This is a genomic window from Bdellovibrio sp. HCB-110, from assembly GCF_047323225.1.
Taxonomy (GTDB): Bacteria; Bdellovibrionota; Bdellovibrionia; order Bdellovibrionales; family Bdellovibrionaceae; genus Bdellovibrio.
In genome coordinates, this window is sequence record NZ_CP178750.1 from 572,559 (window position 1) to 596,616 (window position 24,058).

23 protein-coding genes are annotated in these 24,058 nt (G+C 44.8%); 8 read left to right on the forward strand and 15 right to left on the reverse strand.

What is annotated here, in order from left to right:
* Positions 1-4 precede the first annotated feature (4 nt).
* The 4 genes from ACL934_RS02735 to ACL934_RS02750 all read right to left on the reverse strand — a co-directional run bounded on the left by ACL934_RS02735 (position 5) and on the right by ACL934_RS02750 (position 4,896).
* Positions 5-379, reverse strand: a complete 375-nt coding sequence (locus ACL934_RS02735; protein WP_374077448.1) for a hypothetical protein — start codon at positions 377-379, stop codon at positions 5-7.
* Positions 380-556: 177 nt separating this feature from the next.
* Entirely contained in the window at positions 557-3,280 is a 2,724-nt protein-coding gene (alaS, locus tag ACL934_RS02740) for an alanine--tRNA ligase (RefSeq protein WP_413613021.1), read from the reverse strand.
* Positions 3,267-3,731 carry a regulatory protein RecX gene (locus ACL934_RS02745; protein ID WP_374077451.1) on the reverse strand — a complete coding sequence of 155 codons (465 nt, stop codon included), beginning with the start codon at positions 3,729-3,731 and terminating at the stop codon, positions 3,267-3,269. Before ACL934_RS02745 ends, alaS begins: the two co-directional genes overlap by 14 nt.
* A gap of 10 nt (positions 3,732-3,741) precedes the next feature.
* On the reverse strand, positions 3,742-4,896 hold the full coding sequence (locus ACL934_RS02750) for a metallophosphoesterase (RefSeq protein ID WP_374077453.1): 1,155 nt from the start codon (positions 4,894-4,896) through the stop codon (positions 3,742-3,744).
* Positions 4,897-5,002: 106 nt separating this feature from the next.
* On the opposite strand from ACL934_RS02750, the gene ACL934_RS02755 reads away from it, so the two are divergent.
* Both ACL934_RS02755 and ACL934_RS02760 read left to right on the forward strand, forming a co-directional pair.
* Positions 5,003-6,691: an AMP-binding protein gene (locus ACL934_RS02755; RefSeq protein WP_413613022.1), complete on the forward strand. Its 1,689-nt coding sequence runs from the start codon at positions 5,003-5,005 to the stop codon at positions 6,689-6,691.
* A gap of 31 nt (positions 6,692-6,722) precedes the next feature.
* On the forward strand, positions 6,723-7,208 hold the full coding sequence (locus ACL934_RS02760; protein ID WP_374077456.1) for a YybH family protein: 486 nt from the start codon (positions 6,723-6,725) through the stop codon (positions 7,206-7,208).
* 136 nt (positions 7,209-7,344) lie between these two features.
* On the opposite strand, the gene ACL934_RS02765 is transcribed toward ACL934_RS02760, so the two are convergent.
* The 3 genes from ACL934_RS02765 to ACL934_RS02775 form a co-directional block, all read right to left on the reverse strand.
* Positions 7,345-8,277 (reverse strand): HNH endonuclease, encoded by a 933-nt coding sequence (locus tag ACL934_RS02765; protein ID WP_413613023.1) that lies wholly within the window; start codon positions 8,275-8,277, stop codon positions 7,345-7,347.
* A gap of 325 nt (positions 8,278-8,602) precedes the next feature.
* Complete coding sequence (gene trpS / locus ACL934_RS02770; protein WP_413613024.1) at positions 8,603-9,601, reverse strand: tryptophan--tRNA ligase; 999 nt, start codon at positions 9,599-9,601, stop codon at positions 8,603-8,605.
* 159 nt (positions 9,602-9,760) lie between these two features.
* Positions 9,761-10,252: a hypothetical protein gene (locus ACL934_RS02775; protein WP_413613025.1), complete on the reverse strand. Its 492-nt coding sequence runs from the start codon at positions 10,250-10,252 to the stop codon at positions 9,761-9,763.
* Positions 10,253-10,435: 183 nt separating this feature from the next.
* On the opposite strand from ACL934_RS02775, the gene ACL934_RS02780 reads away from it, so the two are divergent.
* From ACL934_RS02780 to ACL934_RS02795, 4 genes are all read left to right on the forward strand, one after another.
* A complete protein-coding gene (locus ACL934_RS02780; protein WP_374077462.1) occupies positions 10,436-10,903 on the forward strand; it encodes a phosphatidylglycerophosphatase A in 468 nt (155 codons plus the stop codon).
* Positions 10,904-11,389 carry a CinA family protein gene (locus ACL934_RS02785; protein WP_374077464.1) on the forward strand — a complete coding sequence of 162 codons (486 nt, stop codon included), beginning with the start codon at positions 10,904-10,906 and terminating at the stop codon, positions 11,387-11,389.
* A gap of 69 nt (positions 11,390-11,458) precedes the next feature.
* The gene (gene recA / locus ACL934_RS02790) at positions 11,459-12,589 is read left to right on the forward strand and encodes a recombinase RecA (protein WP_374077466.1); all 1,131 of its coding nucleotides are present in this window, start codon (positions 11,459-11,461) and stop codon (positions 12,587-12,589) included.
* A 230-nt stretch (positions 12,590-12,819) separates the two neighbouring features.
* A complete protein-coding gene (locus tag ACL934_RS02795) occupies positions 12,820-13,491 on the forward strand; it encodes a hypothetical protein (RefSeq protein ID WP_374077468.1) in 672 nt (223 codons plus the stop codon).
* Positions 13,492-13,554: 63 nt separating this feature from the next.
* Here ACL934_RS02795 and ACL934_RS02800 read toward each other — a convergent pair whose 3' ends face one another.
* The 4 genes from ACL934_RS02800 to ACL934_RS02815 all read right to left on the reverse strand — a co-directional run bounded on the left by ACL934_RS02800 (position 13,555) and on the right by ACL934_RS02815 (position 16,031).
* Positions 13,555-14,145: a hypothetical protein gene (locus tag ACL934_RS02800; RefSeq protein WP_413613026.1), complete on the reverse strand. Its 591-nt coding sequence runs from the start codon at positions 14,143-14,145 to the stop codon at positions 13,555-13,557.
* A 272-nt stretch (positions 14,146-14,417) separates the two neighbouring features.
* A complete protein-coding gene (locus ACL934_RS02805) occupies positions 14,418-14,786 on the reverse strand; it encodes a hypothetical protein (RefSeq protein WP_374077471.1) in 369 nt (122 codons plus the stop codon).
* Positions 14,783-15,643: a TIGR02147 family protein gene (locus ACL934_RS02810; protein ID WP_374077473.1), complete on the reverse strand. Its 861-nt coding sequence runs from the start codon at positions 15,641-15,643 to the stop codon at positions 14,783-14,785. The genes ACL934_RS02805 and ACL934_RS02810 overlap by 4 nt, the downstream gene beginning before the upstream one ends.
* A 37-nt stretch (positions 15,644-15,680) precedes the next feature.
* Positions 15,681-16,031 carry a hypothetical protein gene (locus ACL934_RS02815; RefSeq protein WP_413613027.1) on the reverse strand — a complete coding sequence of 117 codons (351 nt, stop codon included), beginning with the start codon at positions 16,029-16,031 and terminating at the stop codon, positions 15,681-15,683.
* A 191-nt stretch (positions 16,032-16,222) separates the two neighbouring features.
* Here ACL934_RS02815 and ACL934_RS02820 point away from each other — a divergent pair, with 191 nt between their 5' ends.
* Both ACL934_RS02820 and ACL934_RS02825 read left to right on the forward strand, forming a co-directional pair.
* Positions 16,223-16,852 carry a phospholipid scramblase-related protein gene (locus ACL934_RS02820; RefSeq protein WP_413613028.1) on the forward strand — a complete coding sequence of 210 codons (630 nt, stop codon included), beginning with the start codon at positions 16,223-16,225 and terminating at the stop codon, positions 16,850-16,852.
* A gap of 4 nt (positions 16,853-16,856) precedes the next feature.
* Positions 16,857-17,606 carry a substrate-binding periplasmic protein gene (locus ACL934_RS02825; RefSeq protein ID WP_374077478.1) on the forward strand — a complete coding sequence of 250 codons (750 nt, stop codon included), beginning with the start codon at positions 16,857-16,859 and terminating at the stop codon, positions 17,604-17,606.
* Positions 17,607-17,614: 8 nt separating this feature from the next.
* On the opposite strand, the gene ACL934_RS02830 is transcribed toward ACL934_RS02825, so the two are convergent.
* The 4 genes from ACL934_RS02830 to ACL934_RS02845 are packed head-to-tail and all read right to left on the reverse strand — an operon-like array spanning position 17,615 to position 23,931.
* Positions 17,615-18,154, reverse strand: a complete 540-nt coding sequence (locus ACL934_RS02830) for a hypothetical protein (protein WP_413613029.1) — start codon at positions 18,152-18,154, stop codon at positions 17,615-17,617.
* On the reverse strand, positions 18,136-20,595 hold the full coding sequence (locus tag ACL934_RS02835) for a hypothetical protein (protein ID WP_413613030.1): 2,460 nt from the start codon (positions 20,593-20,595) through the stop codon (positions 18,136-18,138). The genes ACL934_RS02830 and ACL934_RS02835 overlap by 19 nt, the downstream gene beginning before the upstream one ends.
* Positions 20,592-22,808 carry a hypothetical protein gene (locus ACL934_RS02840; RefSeq protein WP_413613031.1) on the reverse strand — a complete coding sequence of 739 codons (2,217 nt, stop codon included), beginning with the start codon at positions 22,806-22,808 and terminating at the stop codon, positions 20,592-20,594. The genes ACL934_RS02835 and ACL934_RS02840 overlap by 4 nt, the downstream gene beginning before the upstream one ends.
* Entirely contained in the window at positions 22,783-23,931 is a 1,149-nt protein-coding gene (locus tag ACL934_RS02845) for a hypothetical protein (protein WP_413613032.1), read from the reverse strand. Before ACL934_RS02845 ends, ACL934_RS02840 begins: the two co-directional genes overlap by 26 nt.
* Between the last annotated feature and the right edge of the window lie 127 nt (positions 23,932-24,058).

The window sequence follows — 24,058 nt, forward strand, 5'->3', positions numbered from 1 at the left end:
CAATCTATTTTGCTACTAAATCCAATTTACAGCTCACATAGCTAGTGGCTACAAGAGGATAGTTAGGGGCATAGCGGCCGTACAAGATTCCTTTTGCTTCTTGTTTTCCCTCTTTTAAAGCCTCATCAAATTCAATGCGGTACTCTCGAGAAGGAGTTGCCTGATGCAGAGTGATCACTCTCTTTTCGATGTCCGTGATGGTTGCTTGAATGGTGTAAAGGTTGTTGATGACAATTTGAACATCATTCTCTCTTTCTAATTTCAGACTGGCGTAACCTGATGCGTTCACCGCAGAACACTCCAAAGTTTTGGCGCGTAGATCGGCAGCGAAGGCACTTGAAGTCGTTAAGAGAGTCAAAGCGACAGCAAACAATTTCATTTCATCCTCCTATTTTTGGAATTGAATTTGTTTGTTGCGACAGTAGAAGCTAATGATCGAGCACTCAAATTAAATGCCCGACATCAGTATTAAATAAAAAAGAGAATTCAAATATCTGGAAGGATTTTTAGAGTAGATACTCCAATTCAGAAGGCTGAACTGGAGTATCTCTATATATTAGATACCAAGAAGTGATTTAACTTTATCGAAAGCTTGGGGAAGGCTGCCACGGTTGGGTGCGGCTCCTTGAGCAAAGTCAGGACGTCCGCCACCTTTACCGCCCATCACGGCGGCAACTTCTTTCAAAAGATCACCGGCTTTTGTTTCACCTGTGATTTCTTTAGATACGCTCACGATGATCGGGTGCGAACCTTCGCCTTGACCGACAACAACGACAACACCATTTTGAATTTTGTTTTTCAAATGATCTGTTACTTCCGCCAAGACTTGTCTGTCATCTAAAGCCACATCAGCAAGAACCAGTTTCGCCGCAGATCCAGACTTCGTTTTAAAGCTCAATGCTTTTGCTGCAAGATCGTCGACGTTGATTTGTCCGCCTTGCAACTTCTTCATTTCTTTTTCCATTTGCTTGATCTGCTCTTTGAAAGCTTCCACGCGATTTGCGAGTGTGGAAGTTTCACCTGTCGCTTCAAGATGCTTCAAGTAATGAGGACTTTTTTGCAAGCCTGCTGCCGTCAAAGCGTCGTCGAAGTGAGTGATCGAGTTCATGGCGTACTTCACGGCGCCATCGCCCGTGATAGCTTCCACACGGCGCACGCCCGAGCTAACGCCGGCCTCAGAAACAATTTTAAACAAACGGATCTGAGAAGTGTTTTTTACGTGGGTTCCGCCGCAAAGTTCGCAAGAGAAATCACCCATTGTCAGAACACGAACTTGATCGCCGTATTTCTCACCAAACAACGCCATGGCCCCTTTGGCTTGGGCATCTTTCGGGCTCATGATGTCGACTTTGACGTCATGGGCTTGGGCGATTTGTTCGTTCACTAGATCTTCAATTTGTTTGATCTCTTCAGAGCTCAAAGGTTTGTTGTGAGTGAAGTCGAAACGAGTCTTTTGTGAATCCACCAAAGATCCCGCTTGCGTCACGTGCGCGCCCAATACTTTACGAAGAGCTGAGTGTAACAAGTGAGTCGCCGAGTGATTGCTCATCGTATTGCGACGTTCATAAGGATTCACGATGGTATCAACGCTTGCACCCACTTTGAAATCACCGTGTTCAATTTCCACATGGTGAAGGATGATATCGTCAATCTTCGTTGTATTCACAACTTTCGCGCGAGATGGACCTTCCATGATGTAACCCACGTCACCTGCTTGACCACCGCCTTCGCCATAGAATGAAGTTTGATCAAGAATGACAACGCCGGTTTCACCTTGCTTCAAAGTTGTAACAACTTCGTGACCGTTTGAAAGAGCCGTGATTTTTCCGCCGTCTGCAAAACCATTGTAGCCAGTAAACTTCACGGTTTTTCCAGTAGCGACATAGTCTTTGGCAAATTTGATAAGGTGCTGTTCATCCGCACCCAAAGCTTTGCCTTTCCAAGACGCTTTGGATTTAGCACGGTTGGCTTCCATTTCTTTTTCAAAAGCCGCCTCATTCACTTCAATGCCATTTTCATTGGCAATCACGCGAGTGAGATCCGCAGGGAAACCGTAAGTGTCGTACATTCTGAAAACAACTTCGCCCGAAAGTTCTTTGATGCCTTTGGCTTTTGCTTTAGACAATTCTTCCATCAAGATATTTGTCCCGTTGTCCAAAGTGCTGATGAAACGATCTTCTTCATCGCGAATTGTGTTCAAGATATGATCGCGGCGCTCTTTAAGCTCCGGATAAACAGAACCCATGCTCTCAATCAAAGCTTCCGCCATTCCCGGCAAGAAAGATTGATCTGGAGAAAGTTTACGACCGTAACGGATCGCACGTCTCATGATACGACGAAGAACGTAGCCACGTCCTTCATTTGAAGGCAAAGCGCCGTCGGCAATTAAGAATGAAGTTGAACGGCAGTGATCGGCAAGAACACGCAGAGCTGACGTTTTTTCCATGGCGTCTTTATTTTTCGCCAAGATCTCTTTGTCTGTGATGTATTCCACTTTTCCGATTTTGCAAGCAAGCTCGATCATCGGCATGAATAAATCCGTGTCGTAGTTGTTGAACTTGCCTTGCATCGCTGCAACAACACGCTCAAGACCTGAACCCGTATCCACAGAAGGTTTTGGAAGTGGAGTCAGTGTTCCTGGAGGATTTTCGAAGTACTGCATGAAAACCAGATTCCAGATTTCCACGAAACGATCTTCCCCGGCAGCAATCCCTTTGTAAGGATCCGCAATCGTTCCTGCTTTTGGACCGTGATCGTAGAAGATCTCAGTACAAGGACCGCAAGGACCTGTGTCGCCCATTTTCCAGAAGTTATCAGCGTCAAAGCGGAAGATGCGATCTTTAGGAATTCCTTCTTGCGTGTGCCAGATTTCCGCGGCCTCGTCGTCCGAGATGTGCACAGTCACATAAAGTTTTTCTTTGGGAATGTTCAATTCTTTCGTGAGGAATTCCCAAGCAAAGTGAATCGCGTCTTTTTTGAAGTAGTCGCCAAAAGAAAAGTTCCCCAACATTTCAAAGAATGTGTGGTGGCGAGCCGTGAAGCCCACGTTTTCCAAGTCATTGTGTTTACCGCCAGCGCGCACGCACTTTTGCACAGTCACAGCGCGGTTGTAGTCACGTTTCTCAAGACCCAAGAAAGTATTTTTAAATTGGTTCATACCCGCATTGGCGAAAAGCAACGTCGGATCATTTTCAGGAATCAAAGAAGAAGAAGCCACATGCGTGTGACCATTCTTCTTGAAATAGTTCACGAAGGCGTTGCGGATATCAGAGCTTTTCATAAATAACCTTTCTTACGGTCTCGGAATCAAACCCACGGGATGCAAGGAATCGGCCGACCTTGGCTTTATCCTCCCGAGAGAATTCATAATCTTCATCATACTTATTTTTGACAATCGAAAGAGCCTTTTCAAGCTCCAAGTCTCGGTCCGTCTCTACCGACGGCAATCCTTTTTCGCGCAGGTAATTGTTGATGTAGTGAATACCCTTATTGCGACGGTGAAGCATATCAGCCAGCCGATGGGCGAGGTCTTTGGGATCTCCCAGCCAATTGTTGTCTTTGGCAAAGTCGATCGCTTCATCAACAATGTCCCCCAGATCCTCTTCGTCTGAGAACTTTTCTCGCAATTTAGTGCGCAGTTCTTTTTCGGAATGGTCCCGACGTGCGATCAGGTCCATGACCTTCTTTTTAGCTGCTTGTCGGGTTTTGACGGGATCTTTCTCTCGAGACATCCCAAGATTATTACTCTGTTTTTGAGCCCTTGCGAAGAACAATTTCGGTCAGCTCACAATATGTTCCGAGGCGTAATTGAGGCCCCCAGTAACCCGTCCCCTGATTGACATAGAGCTGCATATTTCCTAGGCGGTAAAGGCCCTTGGAATACTTCTCAAAAAAGACGATCAGCCAATTCCATGGGAAGAACTGTCCGCCATGAGTGTGACCGGAAAGTTGCAGGTCGTAACCCAATTCTTGGGCTTTAGAAACCAAAGACGGCTGGTGGGACAAAAGGAGTTTAAAACTTCCCTCACGCTGTTGGCCGTGAAGGCGAGCAAAGTCCGGTCCCTCATGTTTGAAATGTCCCGCCGCTGGATCGGGAACTCCGGCAACTTGAAACAGGGCCGAACCCACGGACACATTGGCCGTGTCGTTAACGAGAACCCGAAATCCAATATCACGAAAAGCTTGAAGACCTTTATGGGCTTCCCAGTAGTACTCATGATTTCCTGGAACATAGAAAATGCCGTGTTTGGCTTTAAGATTTTTAAGAAGTTTGAATTCCTCTTCGTGTTTTTCCACGAAGCTATCCAGAATGTCTCCGGTAAAAACAATGACATCCGGTTGAATTTCTAAAACCCGAGATACTAATTTTTTAACAAATGAAACGGGAAGACTGGGGCTGATATGCAAGTCACTGATGTGAACAATGCGCAGACCTTCCAGATCCGGCGAAAGATTTTTAAAATAGACCGGCACTTTTTTAAGACGAGGTCCCACTTGTACAACAGCGTTTCCTAACAAAATGAAAAGAACCGGAAGTCCTAAAAGAGCCGCAGTCGCTTGAGAGCTGTAAAGGCCCTCATAGGCGTTCGGTAAAAAAAGATTTTCAGCAAACGCGAAAAGATCGCGGAGAATCACAAAGCTCACCAAGAAATTGATATACGCCATGACTATCAGCGAGCCGTTCAGCAAGCGATCCCGCCATGGTTTGTGGTCCAAATTTTTTTCTTTCCAGAAAAACAAAAAGGTTCCAATCACCAGCGAGAAAAGCAAAGCGAGAAATGCAACCAGTGAAGCCTGGCCCATCCACGTGAAATCTGTAAAGCGAGTCAACTGGTGAGCGACGTAGATAAAAATAACAAGAATAAGAGAACTTGCGATGGTCCGAAATAAACCCATGGACAGGTCATAACACGCTTCCCTGTCTTTGCACAGCTCTATGTAAAAACACAGATCGGCGTCTAGGAGATTCGGTGTTAACCTTAAAAAATCCCTGGAGGTTTGTATGAGTTTTCGCAGTGAATTCGAACAGGCGAGGGATTTTTTAATTCTTCACCGCTCCGACTATAACTACACCTACAGTCACTTCCAATGGCCCCAGTTTGAAGAGTTTAACTGGGCCCTCGATTATTTTGATCCTATGGCCGAAGGCAACGCGAACACCGCCCTTTGGATCGTCAGTGAATTAGGGGACCAAAAGAAATACAGCTTCGAAGAACTTTCCAAGCGCTCAAGCCAGGTGGCGAATTACCTCAAGAATCAGGGGGTCAAAAAGGGCGACTCGGTTTTTCTTCTCATTGAGAATGACGTCGCACTCTGGGAGATCATGTTAGGCGCGATGAAGGTGGGAGCCGTTCTGGTTCCCAATAATCCGCTCTTGTCTCAGCAAGAACTCAAAGACCGCTTGGATCGCGAAAAAATTAAACTGATCGCCACAACCAAAGAGTATGCGGAAAAATTTGATGTGTCTTCATCAAGTGTTCTCGCTCTTCTTGTTGACGGGGAGCTGCCAGGTTGGACGTCGTTTGAAAAGTGCTATCAAGAAAGCAATTTCTTTGAGGCGACCGAGAAGACCAAAGCCAGTGATCCTCTATTGCGTTACTTCACTTCGGCAAGCACTGTGAAACCAAAAATTGTTGAACACTCGTATGCGGGATTTCCGATCGGGCATCTCTCGACGATGTATTGGATCGGACTGCGTCCCGGAGACGTGCATTTAGGAGTGAACTCCACGGGATGGGCAATGCATGATTGGAACAATTTTATTGTTCCTTGGAATGCGGAAGCCACGATCTTTATTTACAAACAAGAGCGCTTCAATGCGAAGCTGATTTTGGATGCCCTCAGTGAATACCCGATTACGACGTTGTGCGCGCCTCCGACAGTGTGGCGTCTTTTAACTCAAGAGGATTTGTCTTCCTACAAAACTCAATTGCGCGAAGTCGTGAGTACGGGTGAAGCATTGAGTGCGGAAATCATTTCAAAAGTCTACCGAGCCTGGGGTATCTTCGTGCGCGATGGTTATGGCCAAACGGAGACGGCAACTTTAGTGGGCGTTCCTCCTGAAGAAAAAAATAGTTTTGGCACCATGGGGCGCGCTCTTCCCGGATTTAAAATTGCGTTGTTGGATTCTGAGGGAAAAAAGACCGACGCCGGGGAAGTGTGTGTGGATTTAAAAGATCATCCGTGGGGATTGATGTCGGGTCTTGATAGCTCGGCAGAATATTATCACACGGGAGACTCTGCTTACGTCGATGATGCTGGCAACTTTACTTTCTCGGAGCGCATTGATGGATTGTTTAAATCTTCCGACTATCGTATCAGTCCCTACGAACTGGAGTTTGTGCTGAGAGAATTTTCCGCCGTTCGTGAAGCCGTGGTCATTCCCAGTCCGGACCCGATTCGCGAAGCCGTTCCCAAGGCTTTAATTACGCTCGTCAAAGGCGTCGAACCGACCCGAGAACTTGCTTTAGATATTATGAATTTTGCACGCCTGCGTTTGTCGCCATTTAAGCGCATACGCCGAGTGGAATTCATGGAGATTCCTAAAAACACGGCCGGAGAAATTCCTCGCGCTGAACTTGTGAATATGGAAAAAGCCAAACGCATTGCGGGTGAAAAATCCACGTACGAGTTCTGGGAAGAAGACGCAAAAATCACATTAGGAGAAACTTGGGCACAGGAGTTGCCTTAAACCATTCACTTAATAATGAGAGGAGAAATTTATGGCCTTGCAGACGACACAACCAGAAAAAAGAAAAGGTCCGGTTTCCACCGAAGAAGGGGAGATCCGGCGTCTTATGGAACAATATTCAGAAGCAGTCAGCAATAAAGATCTTGAAGAGATCATGTCCTTTTACGCTCCCGATGTGATCGCGTTTGATCTTATGCCACCCCTTCAAGTGATCGGAAAAGATGCTTACAAAAAATCATGGAGCAACATCACTCAAATGGGAGAGAGCAACTTTTCCATTCGTGATCTGCACGTCACGGCCCGCGGGGACTTGGGATTTTGTCACTGCCTTTGTCATATGACGGGAACGACAGGCGAAGGGCAAAAGTTCGACAGTTGGGCGCGCCAAACAGCGTGCTTTGAAAAGATCAACGGCCGTTGGCTGATTGTGCACGAAAACTATTCCGTGCCTATTGATATGGAAAACGAAAAACCTCTTATGAATTTAGATCCCGATCAAAAACCGGAATCGCACTAAATTTTGTTCGAATCCTATTTTGGGGGAGGCTGATATTTCTTCCTCAAATAGGAATTCCTAATTTAAGCCCGAGTATAAATGATAGTGGAAAACGTTGTAAAATAATCAACTGCCTTTTTTCGACCACGAGTGTGATCTAGCTCCGGGCCAAATGGAACCTTATCTTTTCTTGCGATAAAATTCCCCATTGATAAGCTGCGTGAATGTTATGTGTTCTACATAACACTCTTAAATTTTCTGGCGTATCACTTCCTCCGCAAGCTAAAGGGATGCAGTGGTCTATCTGCAATTGATAAGTACTTTCACACTTTTTGCCAGAGTGTGAATCAATGTATTCACAACAGTGATGGGCCTTCTTTAAGAGTTCCCTTTTGAGTGTGATTTTAATGTTCCTTCTATTTCGCTGAGGCAGGAAGTTGTGCGTTAATTTTTTCTTTTTTGGCTTGTCAACTTTACCCAATTCTTTTTGGACGTGTTTTTTTGCTAAAAGCGTAAACAACTCCGCCCAATTTCCATCGGGAAGAACATGGGATAATAAATCCTTAGCTTGCCGAAGAGTCTTCATCTGTTCTTCCGTAAAAGTCATTTCTAGGCGAACACTGTTGTCCTGTTGCTGTTTTATTATTTCATGAGTTTGAACAGGTTGATTAAATTCTTGAGCCAAAAATTTTTGAGTTTCAGATCCGGATTTGTTCTGGATTTCATCTAGAATCTGAGTCGTCTGCTGAAGGTCGATTTTATGACCCAGTTTTATTTCCTGCTTTAGACATTTTTGTACTTGGGTTAATTGAGTCAGGTTCAAAGTGCCTTCTTCAAGTTTCTCTGCCACTGCGGGAACTTGTTTTAACAAACGAGCAGCTTGCAGCCTTCGATAGGCACTGTCTTCACCATAACCCAATTGCTGCGTTAGATACTTGTACATGGAATCAAACCCCAAGTCTGCATAGAGTCTTCGTGATTCCACCTCATTGATGTGACACAAAATCAAGTGCGTGATTTTTCTTTCCGTTCGAGTTAGTTTTTCCAAACGAGTTAGCAATTCGGCATTGGGAATTTTTGAAAGGTCCATAGTCACTCCTGCAAAAAAATCTTCTTTGCAGATGCTTGTATCACATGTTTTTATTTCTCATTTTTTGACGTTTTTCTGATTTCGAAGTGAATATTAGATGACCTTTTAAAGATTGATTGTGATTCGCAATAGCCTTGCAGAGCGCCGAAAAATTTTCACGAGGGATCGGTCTCGATGTTGAGCGCTTAGCTGCTTCTCGTGGTTTTTAGAAAACGCACCACCCCGTCAAGTATTTTCCGCATTACAATTTTCAGACTATGAGTTTCTGAACACGAAGATTTAACGCCAAGTTTCCTGGTAGCGAGGTTTTCGGATTTGACAGGGCTTAGAAATTTCCGACTCCCATTATCTTTTTCATTTCTGAAACTGTTTGAGCTGCGACCGCGCGAGCCTGTTCAGAACATTTTCTGCAAATTTCTAAAACTTCGCCTTTGTCTTTGGCAAATTCTTCGCGGCGCTGGCGGATCGGTGCAATCATTTCCTCTAGAACTTGCGTGAGGCGTTGTTTTAAAGTGCCGTCTCCCAAGCCGCCTCGGCGATAATGTTCTTTTAGTTTGTCGACTTCTTCTATATTCGGATCGAAGGCATCTAAAAAAGTGAAAACGACGTTGCCTTCGACTTTTCCAGGATCATTGATATGTAGATGATTAGGGTCAGTGTACATCTTCTGAACTTTCTTTTTTATTTGATCAAAAGGCTCTGCTAGTGAAATGGAGTTGCCAAGGGATTTACTCATCTTGGCTTTGCCGTCAATACCAGGAAGACGGCCGTAGTGTCCGCCAAGAGCGGTGACTTTTTTTAGGATGTTCGTGTTGTAAAGATGATTAAAGCGCTGGGCGATTTCGTTTGTTTGTTCGATCATCGGATTTTGATCATCGCCCACAGGAACGACGTCTGCGTTAAAGCAGAGAATGTCGGCGGCTTGGCTCACGGGATAAGCTAGGAATCCAACAGGAAGATGTCGTTCGAAATGTTTTTGCGTGATTTCCGTTTTTACTGTGGGATTTCGTTCAAGCCTTGCCAAAGTCACAAGATTCAAAAAATAAAAAGTCGCTTCAAAAAGTTCAGGAATCATCGACTGAATGAAAATCGTGCTCTTAGATGGATCAATACCAACGGCCAAATAATCCAAAGCTACTTCAAGGACATTTTCGCGAATCATTTGCGGATCTTTAAAATTATCCGTCATCGCTTGAGCATCGGCGATAATGAGATACTGTTTGTGAGACTCTTGCAACTCAACACGGTTTTTCAATGAACCAATATAATGACCTAAATGCAGTGGTCCGGTAGGTCGATCCCCAGTGAGAATAACGGGTTTCATAACAACTCCAAAAAAATAAAATCAAATAAAATGTGAACGAAAAAATAAAATGGGGGAAGCCCCCAAAGAAAATCAGATAAGGCGACTAGCGCCACCAACCAGAAACAAAGAAGAAGGAATCAAGAATCAGTTTTTTCACAAATACAAGTATAACAAAGTCTATCGCGAATAACAGGGGGCTACTCGCAAATTATTTCCCGTCATCATTTGAACGATTTGCCCTCGTCCATCATGAGTAAATTTAATCCAATGCTCATAATAGTCGCCTAACTCCACCTTGATGTCTTCACCAAGCCCAGACCACTGGTTTGTGGATTTGCGCACACCATATTTTGCTGTCATTGGAATCTTGAAATTCATCTTCAGGCCGCTATCAAATCCATTGGAGTTGAAGTTCACTTCCAGAACTTCGACCCATTGATCGCCGCCGGAAAATTTGCGCAACTCACGAGAACTGCGAGTCTTCAAAGTGCAATTCATGTGAGGCGCGATTTTCCCGGCGCCTAAAGTTTTAGAAATAAAATCGAACATCTCAGTGTTCAGAGGTTTGTCTACTTTGGGATCGTCACTCACCATGGGTACTTCTTGAGCCGCGACAAATGAGTCGGCGAGGTACACCAAGGTAGCGATAATAACCATCCATCGAAGCATGTCCATCCTCCAAACCGCTTGCAGTATCTCTCGCAGTTGAATGCGAAGTCGAATCGCTAATTTTGATGGGTTCTATAAAATTTTATTGTAGGTGAATGCGGACAGCAGCTTGTCTTTTGACGCCCATCATTTTGCTTTGCAATACAAAAAGGTACGGCGTACCTCCTAAGGATGCGCAACTTCTTGAAACAACTAGCTACTCTGTTTGGCATCGGTCGTTTTCCGAAAGGTCCCGGAACTGCGGCTACCGTGGCCACTATTCCCTTGGTTCTTCTTTTGTCGAAATTCGGTCCTTTAGTTTACATGGGTGCGATTGTTTTGCTGCTCCCCGTCGGAATTGTGGCCTGCGAGTTTTATGAGCAGGACAAAGGCGGGCATGATCATAAAGAGATCGTAATTGATGAGGTTTTAGGTTTTCTCATCACCATGGTTTGGCTGCCTTTGACATGGCAGGCCATTCTAATTGGTTTTGCTCTGTTCAGATTGCTGGACATCACAAAGCCTTTATTCATAGGATATTTAGATAAGAAGATCCAAGGAGGTCTTGGAGTGATGGTGGACGATGTGGCCGCGGGGATAATTGCGAGTCTCATCATGCAAGTTCTCTACACTCAAACCAATTGGTTGGGCTCTCAGGTGTTGGTGCCGTAAATGTCACTGAACAACGAAAAGCTTCAAGAACTCATTAGATCCCTTCGCGACCGAAAACTCACAGTGGGTTTTGCAGAAAGTTGTACTGGAGGTGCACTTTCCGCGTTTTTGACAGAGCAGCCAGGCGTTTCCGACATCTTTTTAGGCTCTGTGGTTTCTTACTCTAACGAGGCGAAGGTGGATCTTCTAGGGGTCCGTCGAGACACTCTCATGCAAGAGGGTGCGGTGAGCGAGTTGGTCGCTCGTCAAATGGCGCACGGAGTGCGTCGACAGCTTAAAACTGATTGGTCTGTGGCAATCACAGGCATCGCAGGTCCGACCGGTGGAACACCGACGAAGCCTGTGGGCACTGTATGCGTTGCTATCGCTGGACCGGGATTTGAAGACTCGCGAAAGGAATTCTTTTCGGGAGATCGCAAAGCCATCCAGCAGGCGTCCGTCGACTATTCAGTTCAATGGCTGTGTGAAGTTCTCGACAAGGTTTAAACAAAGGCCCCCGGCCTGAACAATAACATTAAAGTATCGTAGCGGGTGCTACGAGAGAGGGAATCGCAGATGGCAACAACAACTGTGGCAGATGCAAAAGCAAACAACGAAAAAACAAAAGCATTGGAATTGGCTGTTTCAGCTATTGAAAAGCAATTCGGTAAAGGTTCAATCATGCGTTTGGGCGCGAATGAATCTTTGGTTAAAGACGTAGAAGCGATCAGCACAGGTGCTTTGAGCTTGGATATCGCTTTGGGTATTGGTGGTCTTCCAAAAGGTCGTATCTGTGAAATCTACGGACCAGAGTCTTCTGGTAAAACAACTCTTTGCTTGTCTGTAATTGCACAAGCTCAGAAAAAAGGCGGCGTTGTTGCTTTCGTCGATGCTGAGCACGCTTTGGATATCAACTATGCTCGTAAATTGGGTGTGAACACAGAAGATCTTTTGATCTCTCAACCAGATACTGGTGAGCAAGCTTTGGAAATCACTGAAACTCTTGTTCGCTCTGGCGCGATCGACGTATTGGTTGTCGACTCTGTTGCAGCCTTGGTTCCTCGTGCAGAGATCGAAGGTGACATGGGTGATTCTCACGTCGGTCTTCAAGCTCGTTTGATGTCTCAAGCTCTTCGTAAATTGACTGCGGCGATCAACCGTTCAAACACTCTTGTTATCTTCATCAATCAAATTCGTATGAAAATCGGTGTGATGTTTGGTAACCCAGAGACAACTACGGGTGGTAACGCTCTTAAATTCTACTCTTCAGTTCGTTTGGATGTACGTCGTGTGGGCGCGATCAAAAACGGTGAAGACGTCACTGGTAACCGTACTGCGGTGAAAGTTGTGAAAAACAAAATGGCTCCTCCGTTCACAAAAGTTGAATTCGATTTGATGTACGGTGAAGGTATTTCTGAAGAAGGCGATCTTCTTGATCTAGCAGTGACTGCAAACTTGGTTGAAAAATCAGGCGCGTGGTTCTCTATCAATGGCGAACGCATGGGACAAGGCCGTGACGCTGCGAAAATGTTCTTGAAGGAACACCCAGAATACATGACAGAACTTCGTTCTAAAATCTTGGCTGCTAACGGTATCGGCAAACTTTTGATCGACGCTAACGGTAACAACGGTGAAGACCACGAAGGCACTGAGCCTGTTGAAGCTGAAGAAGCAGCTCCAAAAAAAGGTAAAAAAGGAAAACACTAGTCCGCCGACGCGGGCAGTACCAAAAACCCCCGTGTTGGAAACAATCGGGGGTTTTGTCGCAAAATGAGACATAGAGACTGAAGTAACTCCTGAATATAAAACCCAGATGTGTATAACAAAAATTGTTCTCTTCCCACTATGGCTTTCTTTAGGAAGAATTTACTTTAGGAAAGACCCTTTTCATTAGGCCCGTAGATTGCAAAAGATAATCAAAAAAAAGCGAGGCTTATATGAAGTTTATTCCGGCATTAGTCTTGTCACTGGTAAGTTTTCAAGCTTTGGCCCTTGATTGCGTTTCGCCATCTCAGATGGTGACTGGCGTTCCTAGCATCTGCTCCTTCCGGGGTTCTCATGAATCCGTTGCCGGACTCTTTAATGGAGCGGAAGATCTTTGGCGGAAAACCCATAACTATGGCGGACTGAATATAAAAGAAATTCAAGGCACTTCTTGGAAGTTGAACAGCATTGCCGAAGTGGGAAATAGATCACTTCATTTTGATATTCCTACAGAAATTTCCTTTAAGTTAGATACGAACGATACATACGGTTATAAACGTTATAACTCTCAAATATCAGACTATGAGCAGATTGTGGGAAGAGCTCTCAGAGCCGATCTCAAATTTAATGACGGAAAATCGAGCATAGTGCGAACAAATATTTCTTCTGAAATTCGAGGTGAAACTCTCACGGATGAACGATCTAAATATGGCTTCGTTGAATTTGATATTCCAAAAGATTTCATTTTTTCCCTGCGCGAATACGGAACGGGAAAATTGGAGAAACCACGTATCTTTGGATCAGCATACCTTGGCGCAAATAATCCAGAACTTCTTTTTGTCCCCCTCCGAGGAGTTTCTGGTGCTCATGAAGTCATCGCGATCTACGTAAGAGTCAAAAATTAAACTATCGAGAACCAGAATGAAAACCCGCTTTCACAAGAGGCGGGTTTTTTATTTAATCTTCCTTCAGAAGACTCTTTGACAACTTCTAACGGAAGGCATTTCGAACCCACTTACAATGCCATTGTAACGTTTTTCCAGGAAAAGAGCTGCCGAGCGGGAGCGTTCGTCTTTCATGTACTCACTTGCTGGAGTCATTTTTCTTGCGAACTCTTCTGTAGCGACGGGATCGGAACTGCGATCTACTAAATCCGCGACTTTTTCAATCCACAGGAATACTTCTGCTTCTTGGGCGTTTATTTTAAAACGTCTAAAGAACTTTTCTGCCATGCGGGAGTCCACATCATTAATGTGTTGGACTGTCTTTTTTAGATCTCCTATTTCTTGCTCTGTAAGGCCGGTTTTTCCATAAAAGCGATAGAGATCAGCTGTGCTTTTTGTTTTTGAAGAGTCATGCAAAAGTAGAAAGAATCTTAGCGTCCGTTGATCGACGGAAGGATATTCTTTTGCTGCCAAAGCTAAGCCTAAGGCAGCCACGCGTTGACGATGAAGCTCGATATGTTTTGCAAAGTCCGCCTCCGTCTCCACATAAGTAGCCGCTTTGACAGTGGCAGCAACAAACAATCCGGCTAAAACAAATAGAATTGAACGTGCCATGATCAAGATCCTTTGTTGAAATTCAAAGCTTTTAAAGAGCAAACGATGGGCCATTTATAAACCGATCGTTGTATGTTGCTGATTTTTTAGGTTTCTGATGCCAATGTGAATACAGAAATTTTGGCCCGAAAGAATTAAACTCCAACAAGGGACCACTGGTTAAGATTCCTTGTTTTTGTCTATAAACGAGAGAGAAAAACTGTTTGGAAGTAAGACAAAAAGCCCCATCTTGTCAATGGGGCGCCTCGGTCCAAATGGAAGAATGGCACTTGTTATTTGCAGATTAAAGAGGCTGATGCGCCAACAAGAAGAGCATAGTTTGGCTCTTTCGCCGTTATGCTCGCCGTACGTTGCAGACTGATATCATAAGTCTGTCCGACATATCTGTGGGAGCGAAGATCCAGAGTACCCAGATCCAGAGCGATCAAATGACCTTGAGTGAAGACGTGCAACTGAATGTCATTGAAGTCGGAACCAAAACCAATGATTTGCAGGTTTGAATCAGTATTTGCGGGGCTTTTGCAGATGAAAATAATTGATTCGTCGCCGCCGCCTTCTTTCACACCTCTTGAGAGGCGCGCGGAGGCTGTGCTTGTGATTGCAAGAACCAGGACACTAATAATACTTAAGCGAAGTTTCATAAAGTTTCCTTTTGTTTCGTGAGAGGGAAAAAACTAATTTGTAATTGATAAACGTCTTTAGCCTTCTTCGGTTGCAGTTCGCGGGCAAAAGATCGGCGAAATTCAGCGATTTTTGAGATCGCCATTTGTAAATCATCTGGGTCAAAACTCAACGTCGCTGACGTGTGATTGCGTTTTGCTAATGGCACTTCCTGAACGGCTTTTTTGGAAAGCTCCAAAAGCTGACACTGATATTTTCTTGCAGCATCAGATGTTTCGGACGGAGTCAAATGCGTCAGTTCTCCGTTTTCAGAAGCGTCGATCCATTTTCCTTTAGGTGTTTTCTTAAGAAGTCCCATTCGGAGCAGGCGTTCAACAGCGATATTAACTTCCGACTTCGTTATGCCAAGGCGTTGACTGATCCATTGCGCGTCAGTTTGGAAATCATCCAAGTAAGTGAGCTCCAAGATTGCGTAATGATACCAGTCCGAGATTACAGCGAAAGTGTCTAAGGCCAATTGTTGAAAATGGATTTCGGAAGCCTTACCAGAAGACGCGTCTTCGGAAGAGGGAAGTTTACGAATTTGCTCTGTCGATAAACCCAAGGCCGCTCCCAGACGCAGTTTCATTTTCTCGGTGATCGGGCGTTTGCCGTTGATCATCTGAGACAGCGCGGAAGGTTCGATTTGCAGGGCCCGTGCAAAAGATCTGAGGGAATAGTTGGGATTATTGCGGCATCTTGCCACCAACTCTTCTTGCAGGAGCTGTTTAAAGTTCCTGGCTTGAATTCTTTTGCCTTTAATGCTGACGACTTCCATGCTCATGGGCTTAACACTTCCCTGGGGTGAACTCCACTGAATTGACACGAACTGTGTCAAAGGGTCTTGGGAGACCCTCTGAATGAGTAAGAATTTCCTATTGGCAAACCAAAGAGTCTGTTTGACCTACGCTCAAGACAGGGTTTGCTGCTTTGGCTGTAATGCTCACGGCACCTTGGCGGCTTACAGTGATATCGAAGATTTGGCCTTCATATTTGCCAGTTGTTTTGTCGTAAGAACCTTGGTCTTCAACGCGCAATTCGCCAGCCAAAAAGATCGCGATCTGAGCTCCTTGTCCGTTCTCATCACCAAAGCCGAAAACTTTAAGTGCTGAATCCACATTCGGTGCGCTTTCACACGTAAATAGGAGGGCCTCATCTACTGGAGCAGAAGCGTGAGCTTGGAAACCAGTCAAAGCGAAGATTGCAGTTGCGATAAACATTTTCATAAATTTGTCCTTGTCGTTAAGGGTGTTTGTTATTTCGTGAATCGGTAAGTACCTCGGCTTTTTGAAAGGCGCCAGTTATTTTGACACAAAGTGTGTCAAATCCTGACACGGGCAAATTCTGCAAAACCTCTTAATTTACATTCGTCATTTATCTTTGTTAAAGTGATGTAACACCTTGTGAGGGAAGAGATATGTCGTTGATTGAGAATCTTAAAAGCCAGAAGCAACTTATTGTTCGACAAAGGAAAGAGTTTCTGGAGCTGGTGGGATTTGAGACCCGCAACAAATACGAAATCTGCAATGAGCGCGGCGAAGTGATTGGCTTCTGTGCCGAGCAGCAAAAGGATTTCCTTGGAGCTGTGATGCGATATTTCTTGGGACATTGGCGCTCGTTTGAATTGCATATCTTTGATAATCAACGCCAGGAAGTGTTTATCGTAAAACATCCGTTTCGATTCTTTTTTCAAAGACTCGAGATTTATACGAAAGAGGGTGTCCACCTAGGTTCGCTGCAACAGCGTTTTGCTATTGCCAGAAAGAAATTTGACCTGGAGGACCCTAATGGCAAAGTCATCTTGCGCATGCAATCGGGTTTTTTTCAATTTTGGACGTTTCCGTTTTTGCGTGGTGAGAGCGAAGTGGCGGTTATTCGCAAAAAGTGGTCTGGTTTTTTAAAAGAGGCTTTTCTTGATGCCGATAATTTTCAGATTGAGTTTAAGAGTCCGTCATTAAGTGATCTCGAAAGATCACTCATTCTGTCTTCGGGCATCTTTATCGACATTCAGTATTTCGAAAGAAAGGCGAATCAGAACGGCTATTAAGATTATGACAAAAAAGCTCTGCCTGATATTTCTTATTCTGATTCTGTTCAAGAATGCTTTCGCGGCAAAAATTCGCTTTGCGTCCACAGACAGTTTGCCACCTAAAATTTTTAAAGAGGACGGGGAGCTGAAGGGCACTTATGTGGAAATCATCCGGGAAATCTGCAAAAGAATGAAAGTGGAAGCTGAGTTTGTGACCTACCCATGGGCGAGAGCCATTGTGATGGCCAAAAATGGAAGAGTTGATGCGATTTTTCCTCCCTTTAAAACGGAGGAGCGTGAAACCTTTTTGTACTTTACTTCTGAGCCTATGAGTTTTACGCAGAACGCGGTCTTCGCCCTTAGAAAAGATAAACTTGTTGTGAAAAATTTGAGTGATCTTCAAGGGATGACGGTAGGTATTAACGATCAGTATTCTTATGGTCCTCAATTTGACGCTTATAAAAAGAACCTTAAATTGGACTTGAGCAGCAGTGAAGAAATGCTGGTCAATAAACTCGGTCGGCCCGGAACCTTAAAGCGCATTGATGTGGCGATTGCCTCGGAAGAAGTGTTTAAGTTCATGAGCAAACGCATGGGCTTTTTGCAAGATTTTGAGGCGGTGTATGTCTTTTCGACGGCTCCTTCCTATGTGGCTTTCTCGAAGGCCAAAGGAGAGAAAGGAAAAGAGCTTGCCGATAAATACAATAAAGTTCTTCTTCAACTTAAGAAAGAAGGCTTCGTAGAGAAAATCATGGATAAATATACGAAGTAATTAAAAAACTATTCGTCGTCGACTTCGATCAAGCGAAGGTCTGCCTCAATCCATTTATTTTTGTCAGGAACAAAGAAGCGGATTTGTTGAGGATGGTTTTTTTCTGGATTCATGGTGAATTCGATGGGATTGATTTGATTCCAAGCAGTTTTGCTATCTTTAAAGTAGCGGAATCTCCATTGGTTTTGTTGAATTTGTTTGATCACGATTCCTGCCAAAGGTCCTTCGGACAACTCAAAAGCGCCATTCAAAGTTTCAGCGGGAGTGAAGAAAAAGCGGGGAATCGCAAGGTCGTAAGATTCTTTTAAAAAGTTGCCGCCCCAGATACAAGCCGTTACTTTCACTTGCGCCAAGACGAAATCTTGGTTGGATTGAAGAAGTTCTTCTTTAATGTAGATTCGAACCTGGCTGCGTTCCGTTTCACCACGCACTTCGCAAGTTGTGCCAATGCCAAATGAAGAAGCAATTTGATATTTATAGACCAGAGTTTGTGCGAAAGCAGACGAGGTAAAGAGCAAGAAAAGGGGAGCTAATTTAAGCCAAGCCATTTGTTTTTCTCCTCGATGATTTTAAAGGTCATCGTGTCTTCGAAGGTCCCGTATGAATAGGTTTGTTCGATCAATGCGCTGTCAGTAGCATAGGGCTTAAAGACTTGCAATCGAACTGCGGGATGATGAAGACGTTTCAATAGGGCTTTTAATAAAAGGTCTTTGGAGGGATAGGTGCTGACCCATTTAAAAAATGCGGTGGCTCTGCCAACTTCATCTTTTTTTCCAAGGATTTGGCTCATCGCTGTGACGATCAAGAGACGCTCTTGGGCCTCCTCGTGAGTGATCGAAGAGGTGCGGGTGCGAGCCTTGACGATTTCCTGGCTGAGGTCCTCTATCCACAAAGTCGGTTTCTCGGCGAACAAAGCGGAAAGATCTTTCCAAGAGAACTGAACATCCCAATGAAGTTCTAACTCTTTGTCTTCGTTGTCTTTCGAGCCAAGGATATGAGAGTTTTCCACCTTGAGTTTCAGGGTGTCGGAGAGTTCACGCAGTTTCCAGCCAGTTAATGGCTTTTGCTCGGAATAGGTTTCCGTGCAGTCGATCTTAAAACTGCCATCAAAAAATTTTGCAGGATCCGTCGTCGTGGCTTCGAAAGCAGCCCAGGTTGCACAAGTTTGTGTCGAAGGCTGGGGAGTTAAGGAAAACTTTGTCGTTGAATCCAAGGTGTTTTCTAAAAGAAGAAATCGTCTTCGTTTTTGCATCATAGGAATCGGATCATTGTCATTCGGAGACAATTCAAAGAATCCATTCCACTGACTTTCTGTTAACTTGTAAAACCCAAGGTTTAAAAATGAAAAAGAAGACGAGTACCGAGCACTGTAGGTGACCTCGGGCCATTTATTTTTGAATGACACCTCTTCCCCTTTGGAGATGCTTCGATTTAATTGAGCGCGCTCCATGGGAGGAATAAAATTCGCCCGGGCGACCTTGTAAACTCCTCCGGTTTGCTTCATCCAAGAATGAGACCAATTAAAAAAAGGCACCTTTGCCATTCTGGCGATCACGCGAAGAAATGCCTGCATGCTGACTTCGACACCGTCGGCATTGCCGAATCCTATATAGGCGTCTCCTTTTTCATCCATATGAACATAGGATCTGGAAAGCCAACGATAGGCGCCAAACGCATTCATTTGTGGTCGAATTTTCGAGGAGCCAAAGATATTCAAGTTTCCGCTAAAGGACGTGCTCGCCAGCCATCCCGATTCAATGGTGACGCTGTCCATGGGTTTTAAAGTTTCAAGGGAGTATCCCAGCAACATTTCCTTTGTCAGTGCCCAAGGACTTCTGGCTGCCGCTTCTCGCGACGGAGCATAGGAACTAAAAAGATATTTGCGCATATATCCAGGGCCCGCTCCCAAGGAAGCTCCGGCGGGTCCCAGGTCTTTGTGTATGCCAATATTCAAAGTAATAATCAAATCCACCGAGTCATTAATCTTGTACATCGTAAGAGGAGAACGGGAGTTTGGATTTTTAACGATGTGCCTTTTAACCCGGAACATAAAACCGGGACCGACTTTCCAATTGCCAATGCCTTTATCAAATTCATAGGACATCATCGGAAGGTGGGCGAGAACATATTTCGCGACACTTTCTATGTCGGTATAGCGAGCTTTGAAGAACTCGCGGATCTGGGCATCCAGGCGGTCGATGGTGAAGTCGACTTCAAATTCGGAAGGAGCTTTAAGCAAAACACCATTGCGAATCATATCTCCGCTTTGATAGCGAGAAATTTGCGCGAGATAGGAGTTACCCATCAGGGGTTTTTCCAAGGAATCTTTGCGTGACAGAAGTTTCAGGGCATACCATTGGGCCAGTCCCTGCGGAAAGCGTGCTTTTAGAAAAGCTTCTTCAGCGTCTTCCATTTTTAAGCCGGCAGATCTTTTTAAGAATGCTTGAAGGTCCTCGCGCGAGATCTTATTTACTTCTTCTTTTAAGATAAGATTTCTTAAGAGATTTGGATTGGAAATAATCTCGTTCATTCCCAAACATTGGGTGAACCCATCATAACAACCTAACCAAAGGAGTTCCGAAGAGGAAACGGTGGAAGCATCTATATTTGCTTCATAAAGGGCTTTTTTAATCACGACATGAGTGATGTCGCCTTCAATGGACCACGAAACCAAAGTGGACTCCATACGGGATTGTAAGGAGGACTCTTGCCAAAGTCGCAAGAATCTTTCAAAAATCTCCGTGGGTACTTCCAGGTTTTCGTTTTCAACCCATCGCGATTTTATTTCTTTGTTTTGAGTCGTGAGTAAAAGTAATTCATTGCGGGCTGCTCGAAATTCCAGAGCTTTTGAGAAAACCCAACGTTCTTGTTGGGGGTTCTCTAAAATCACTTCTCCCGCTTCAAGACGAGTTGACCACGCGGCAGAAGACGCTTCTGCCGTGGGACGAAGAAAGATCAGAGAAAGAACGAGGGTTAGGAAAATTCTCATTTACGATTGAAATCCCAATTGAAAGTGTTGCCGCTAAAATCTTTTTCCATGGTTTTAGCTAGGGACTCCGGAGTCCAATAGACGACAAGAGGCAGACGCTCTTGTGAAGCCGTGCCAAGAATCCACGAGTTCCACCAGCCAGGGTTTTGAGCGACCCATGGAACGGATTGTTGGCCTCCAGCAAGATCCATCACGGATTCACCACGCTCACCGATGGGAGCTTTTGCGATCCACGTCGTGCAGTTGTTACCACATTCGCTGCGGTTGTCGGTGAGTTTACCGTTAGTCTTAGGATCTCCCTCAAGATTGAATTTTCCAAGAACGGCCTTTTTGTCTTTACGGATATTTTGGATGTAATAGTTGAAACGAGATTCCTCGCCACGAGTGAGCATAAGCACAGACTCTAGACGACGGGACTGTCCTGCTTGAAAGTCATTCTGACGAAAGCGAGGAAAAGCCTGGATTGGTGCGTATCCAAAGTTAAAGATAGTTCCGTTGAATTGCACCAGAGTGTGAGAAGCACGTTCTTTAAGAGGGAACGTGATATTTCCCGCGACAAGGCTTACATAGTCAGTTTCAAGTCTTGCAATTTCAGCAGAAGACAGGCCTTCGGTTGAAAGAACTAACATCTTTCGGTCACTTGCTGTCTTCTGTTTTTCGTCCTTGTATTTAAAAGTGACGGAGTCAACGAGGCGCGCCGAGTTCGCCCATTTCTTAAGAAAAGTTTGTAAGCGGAACTCCAAACCACGGCGGGGAGTCACAAGGCTTTCTGTTGTTTTGCTGTATTTCGCAGGAATGTCTGCCTCAAATTTCTTGAAGGCCTCGTGCAATTTACTGTTGATCGCAAACTGCGCCAAGGCACCTTGAACTTGCGCGCTGGCTTGTTCAACAGTGATATGTCCGGAATTCAAATCGTTTTCGATTTTTTGCAACTCTGTCATATACGTTGCTTGCGCTGTTTCCACAGTTTTCACCAGGTCCATGCGATCAATGGCTTGCAGAGTAGATCTCCAGCTCTTCATGGGGTACGAGAAGTTTCTATAAGTTTCATGTACAAACAAAGCATTCTCGAATTCTTGAATTTGTTTGGGCGCTTTCACGGGGAAAATCTTTTTCAAGAAGGCCTGTGTGTTGGTTGGAAGTTGCGAGAATGTCGCCATGCTGTCAAAAGCTGCCACATCGGCCATATTCATAAAGGCACTGCGCCCTTGCTGTGCATAGAAAACACTGCGAGCCGTGCGATCAATTAAAAGACCTTCGTCCTTGTGAGCATCACGAACTTCTTGCGACATGCGATGAGGACCGCCAATGTCGGGACGATAAGCCGTGGAGCCGATGTACTTAAAAGATTGCTCACGACGAACAACCGCTTCAAGATCTTCTTTTGTAAGAACTTGTCCATCAGAAATGGCTTCCAGTGTGTTCACCATTTTTTTATGGCGCATTTTCATCATCGGCCCTAGATACGGGTGCAAGAAAGGTTTCATAACTTCTTTAGTCGGATCGTTCTGGAACTTTTGTGCTCCGCTCGCCATGCGTTCTAAAACGTCGGCTTGATGGAAGAAGTTGAAGTAACCCAAGTTTTCTTTAAAGGCGACTTCTTTATAGCCGGGAGTATCGGCATAAAAAGTCTCGCGAGGCTGGCTGACCATGGATTGCATGGAGCCCACGCCGAAGTTGCGATTTACCCATTGAACTTGTTTTTTCCAAGTTCCGAAATCAGAGACAGGATCTAAAATGATTTCGACGTTTCCAGTGTCGTCACGAATAAGTTTTGAAGGTAAGAATCCCAGTTCCGGAGATTTTTCCATAAGGACCAGAACAGGATCTTTGGCTCCAAAGGGAATTGATTTTAGTTTTTCTTTGATCCAACCCATCCGGCTTTCTAGAGGCATGGAAAGCCAAGCCTGTTTGGAAATTCCTGATTCCGGTGTCGGTCCGTAAAAGTTTGTAAACGGAGCCAACTCATTGATTGTGTATTCGGATTCAAAACCGAATTGGATTTCTTTGCCGGCGGTCTTCGCAGATCCTTTGGCAAAACCCAATCCTTGATGGTCTAACTGAAGAAGCTGCATGTAGCTTGCGCGTTCCGCTTCCGACATGAAGATGCTTTCACAGCGATTGGCCGCGTGCACTTCAGGAGTGAAAGCTCCGCCGAAAACTAAAACGAGGGCGGCAATTAAGAACTTATGGTTTTTGCTGTAAGAGTTCATATGCAAGCTCCGGATCATTAATTTTTAGATCTTCAATAACAGTTTCATAACCTTCTTTACGTATCCATGCCTCGAGACCGGCTTTATTTTTTCTGAAAGTTTCAGCCAGTGGGCCTGTCAACTTCAGAATGCCGTGTTTTTCCAAGTGGCGGGTAAGAGCACCCAATTGGAAAGATGAAATCAGATATCCACTCCATTGAATTTCATGACCACGATTCGTGTTAATTTCGATGATGCGATAGTTGCCAGGAGAAACTTCCACGACATCCAGACCCCAGGCCTGACGAGCTGTCGCTTCTTTGGGAAGACGGGAAAGGAAGTTTTGCACAAAGGTTTCCATTTGTTTGAAATTTCTCTCTTGAGGATTGAGCCAACGTGACTCTGTCGCACCTTCAACCACACGTCCTTCAAACGTATGAACACGATACTCAGGAGGGCGTCCGCCGCCCGCAGGACTGAGCATTTCTTGAATCAGAAAACCTTCTCCAGAAGCCAGCCCCAACTCATCACTCTTAAAGAGGAAGTTTTTATCCGCACCTAAAAACTTTGTCGGATCATTAATAAGGTCATGGACCAAGGCTTTAGCGTCATTAACATAGAAGCCGCGGCCGCCAGTATTGTATCCGGCTGTAGGTTTGACTACGAAACCTTGCGGATAATGTTTTTCGAGAGCGGCAAGAACTTGTTCTGGGGTTGTCGCATTTTTTAAGATCTGACCTTGTTCATTCAGAATGCCTGCTGTCTTTAAAAATTCGCGGAAGGATTCTGTCTTAGGAAAGAATTTTTCAACTCCGGGAGCGACCTTTTTAAGGAACTCCACTTGGAAGAGCTTATCACTCATGAGGCGGCTAAAGTCTGATGCCTCAACAATGCGCTCTTTATAGAGGACCTCGTTAAGAAGAAAGTTGCGGGTAGCACTAGTGACCTCAAACGATTTCGCTGGAGTTTTGAGGGAAGTTCTACGACGAGCAGAGGCGAATGTCTCAATTTGAGAATTCAAATATTCATGGGCTGTGGAGTCTAAAAACAAAGCTTCGCACGCAGGTCCTTGCGCCATGACTGGGGAGATAAGACCCAGCCAAGTTATCAAAGCGGTAATTGTTGATAGGACGCTCCAGCTCACAAGACCTCCGAAAGGTTCACTAAGGTACTTGAGCAAGAACGGGACCTACTCGTTTCTATTTAAATTTGCTTTTATACTTCTGCTGACGAAGACCACCAAAAAGTGTCAGTGGATATACTAAAACTTA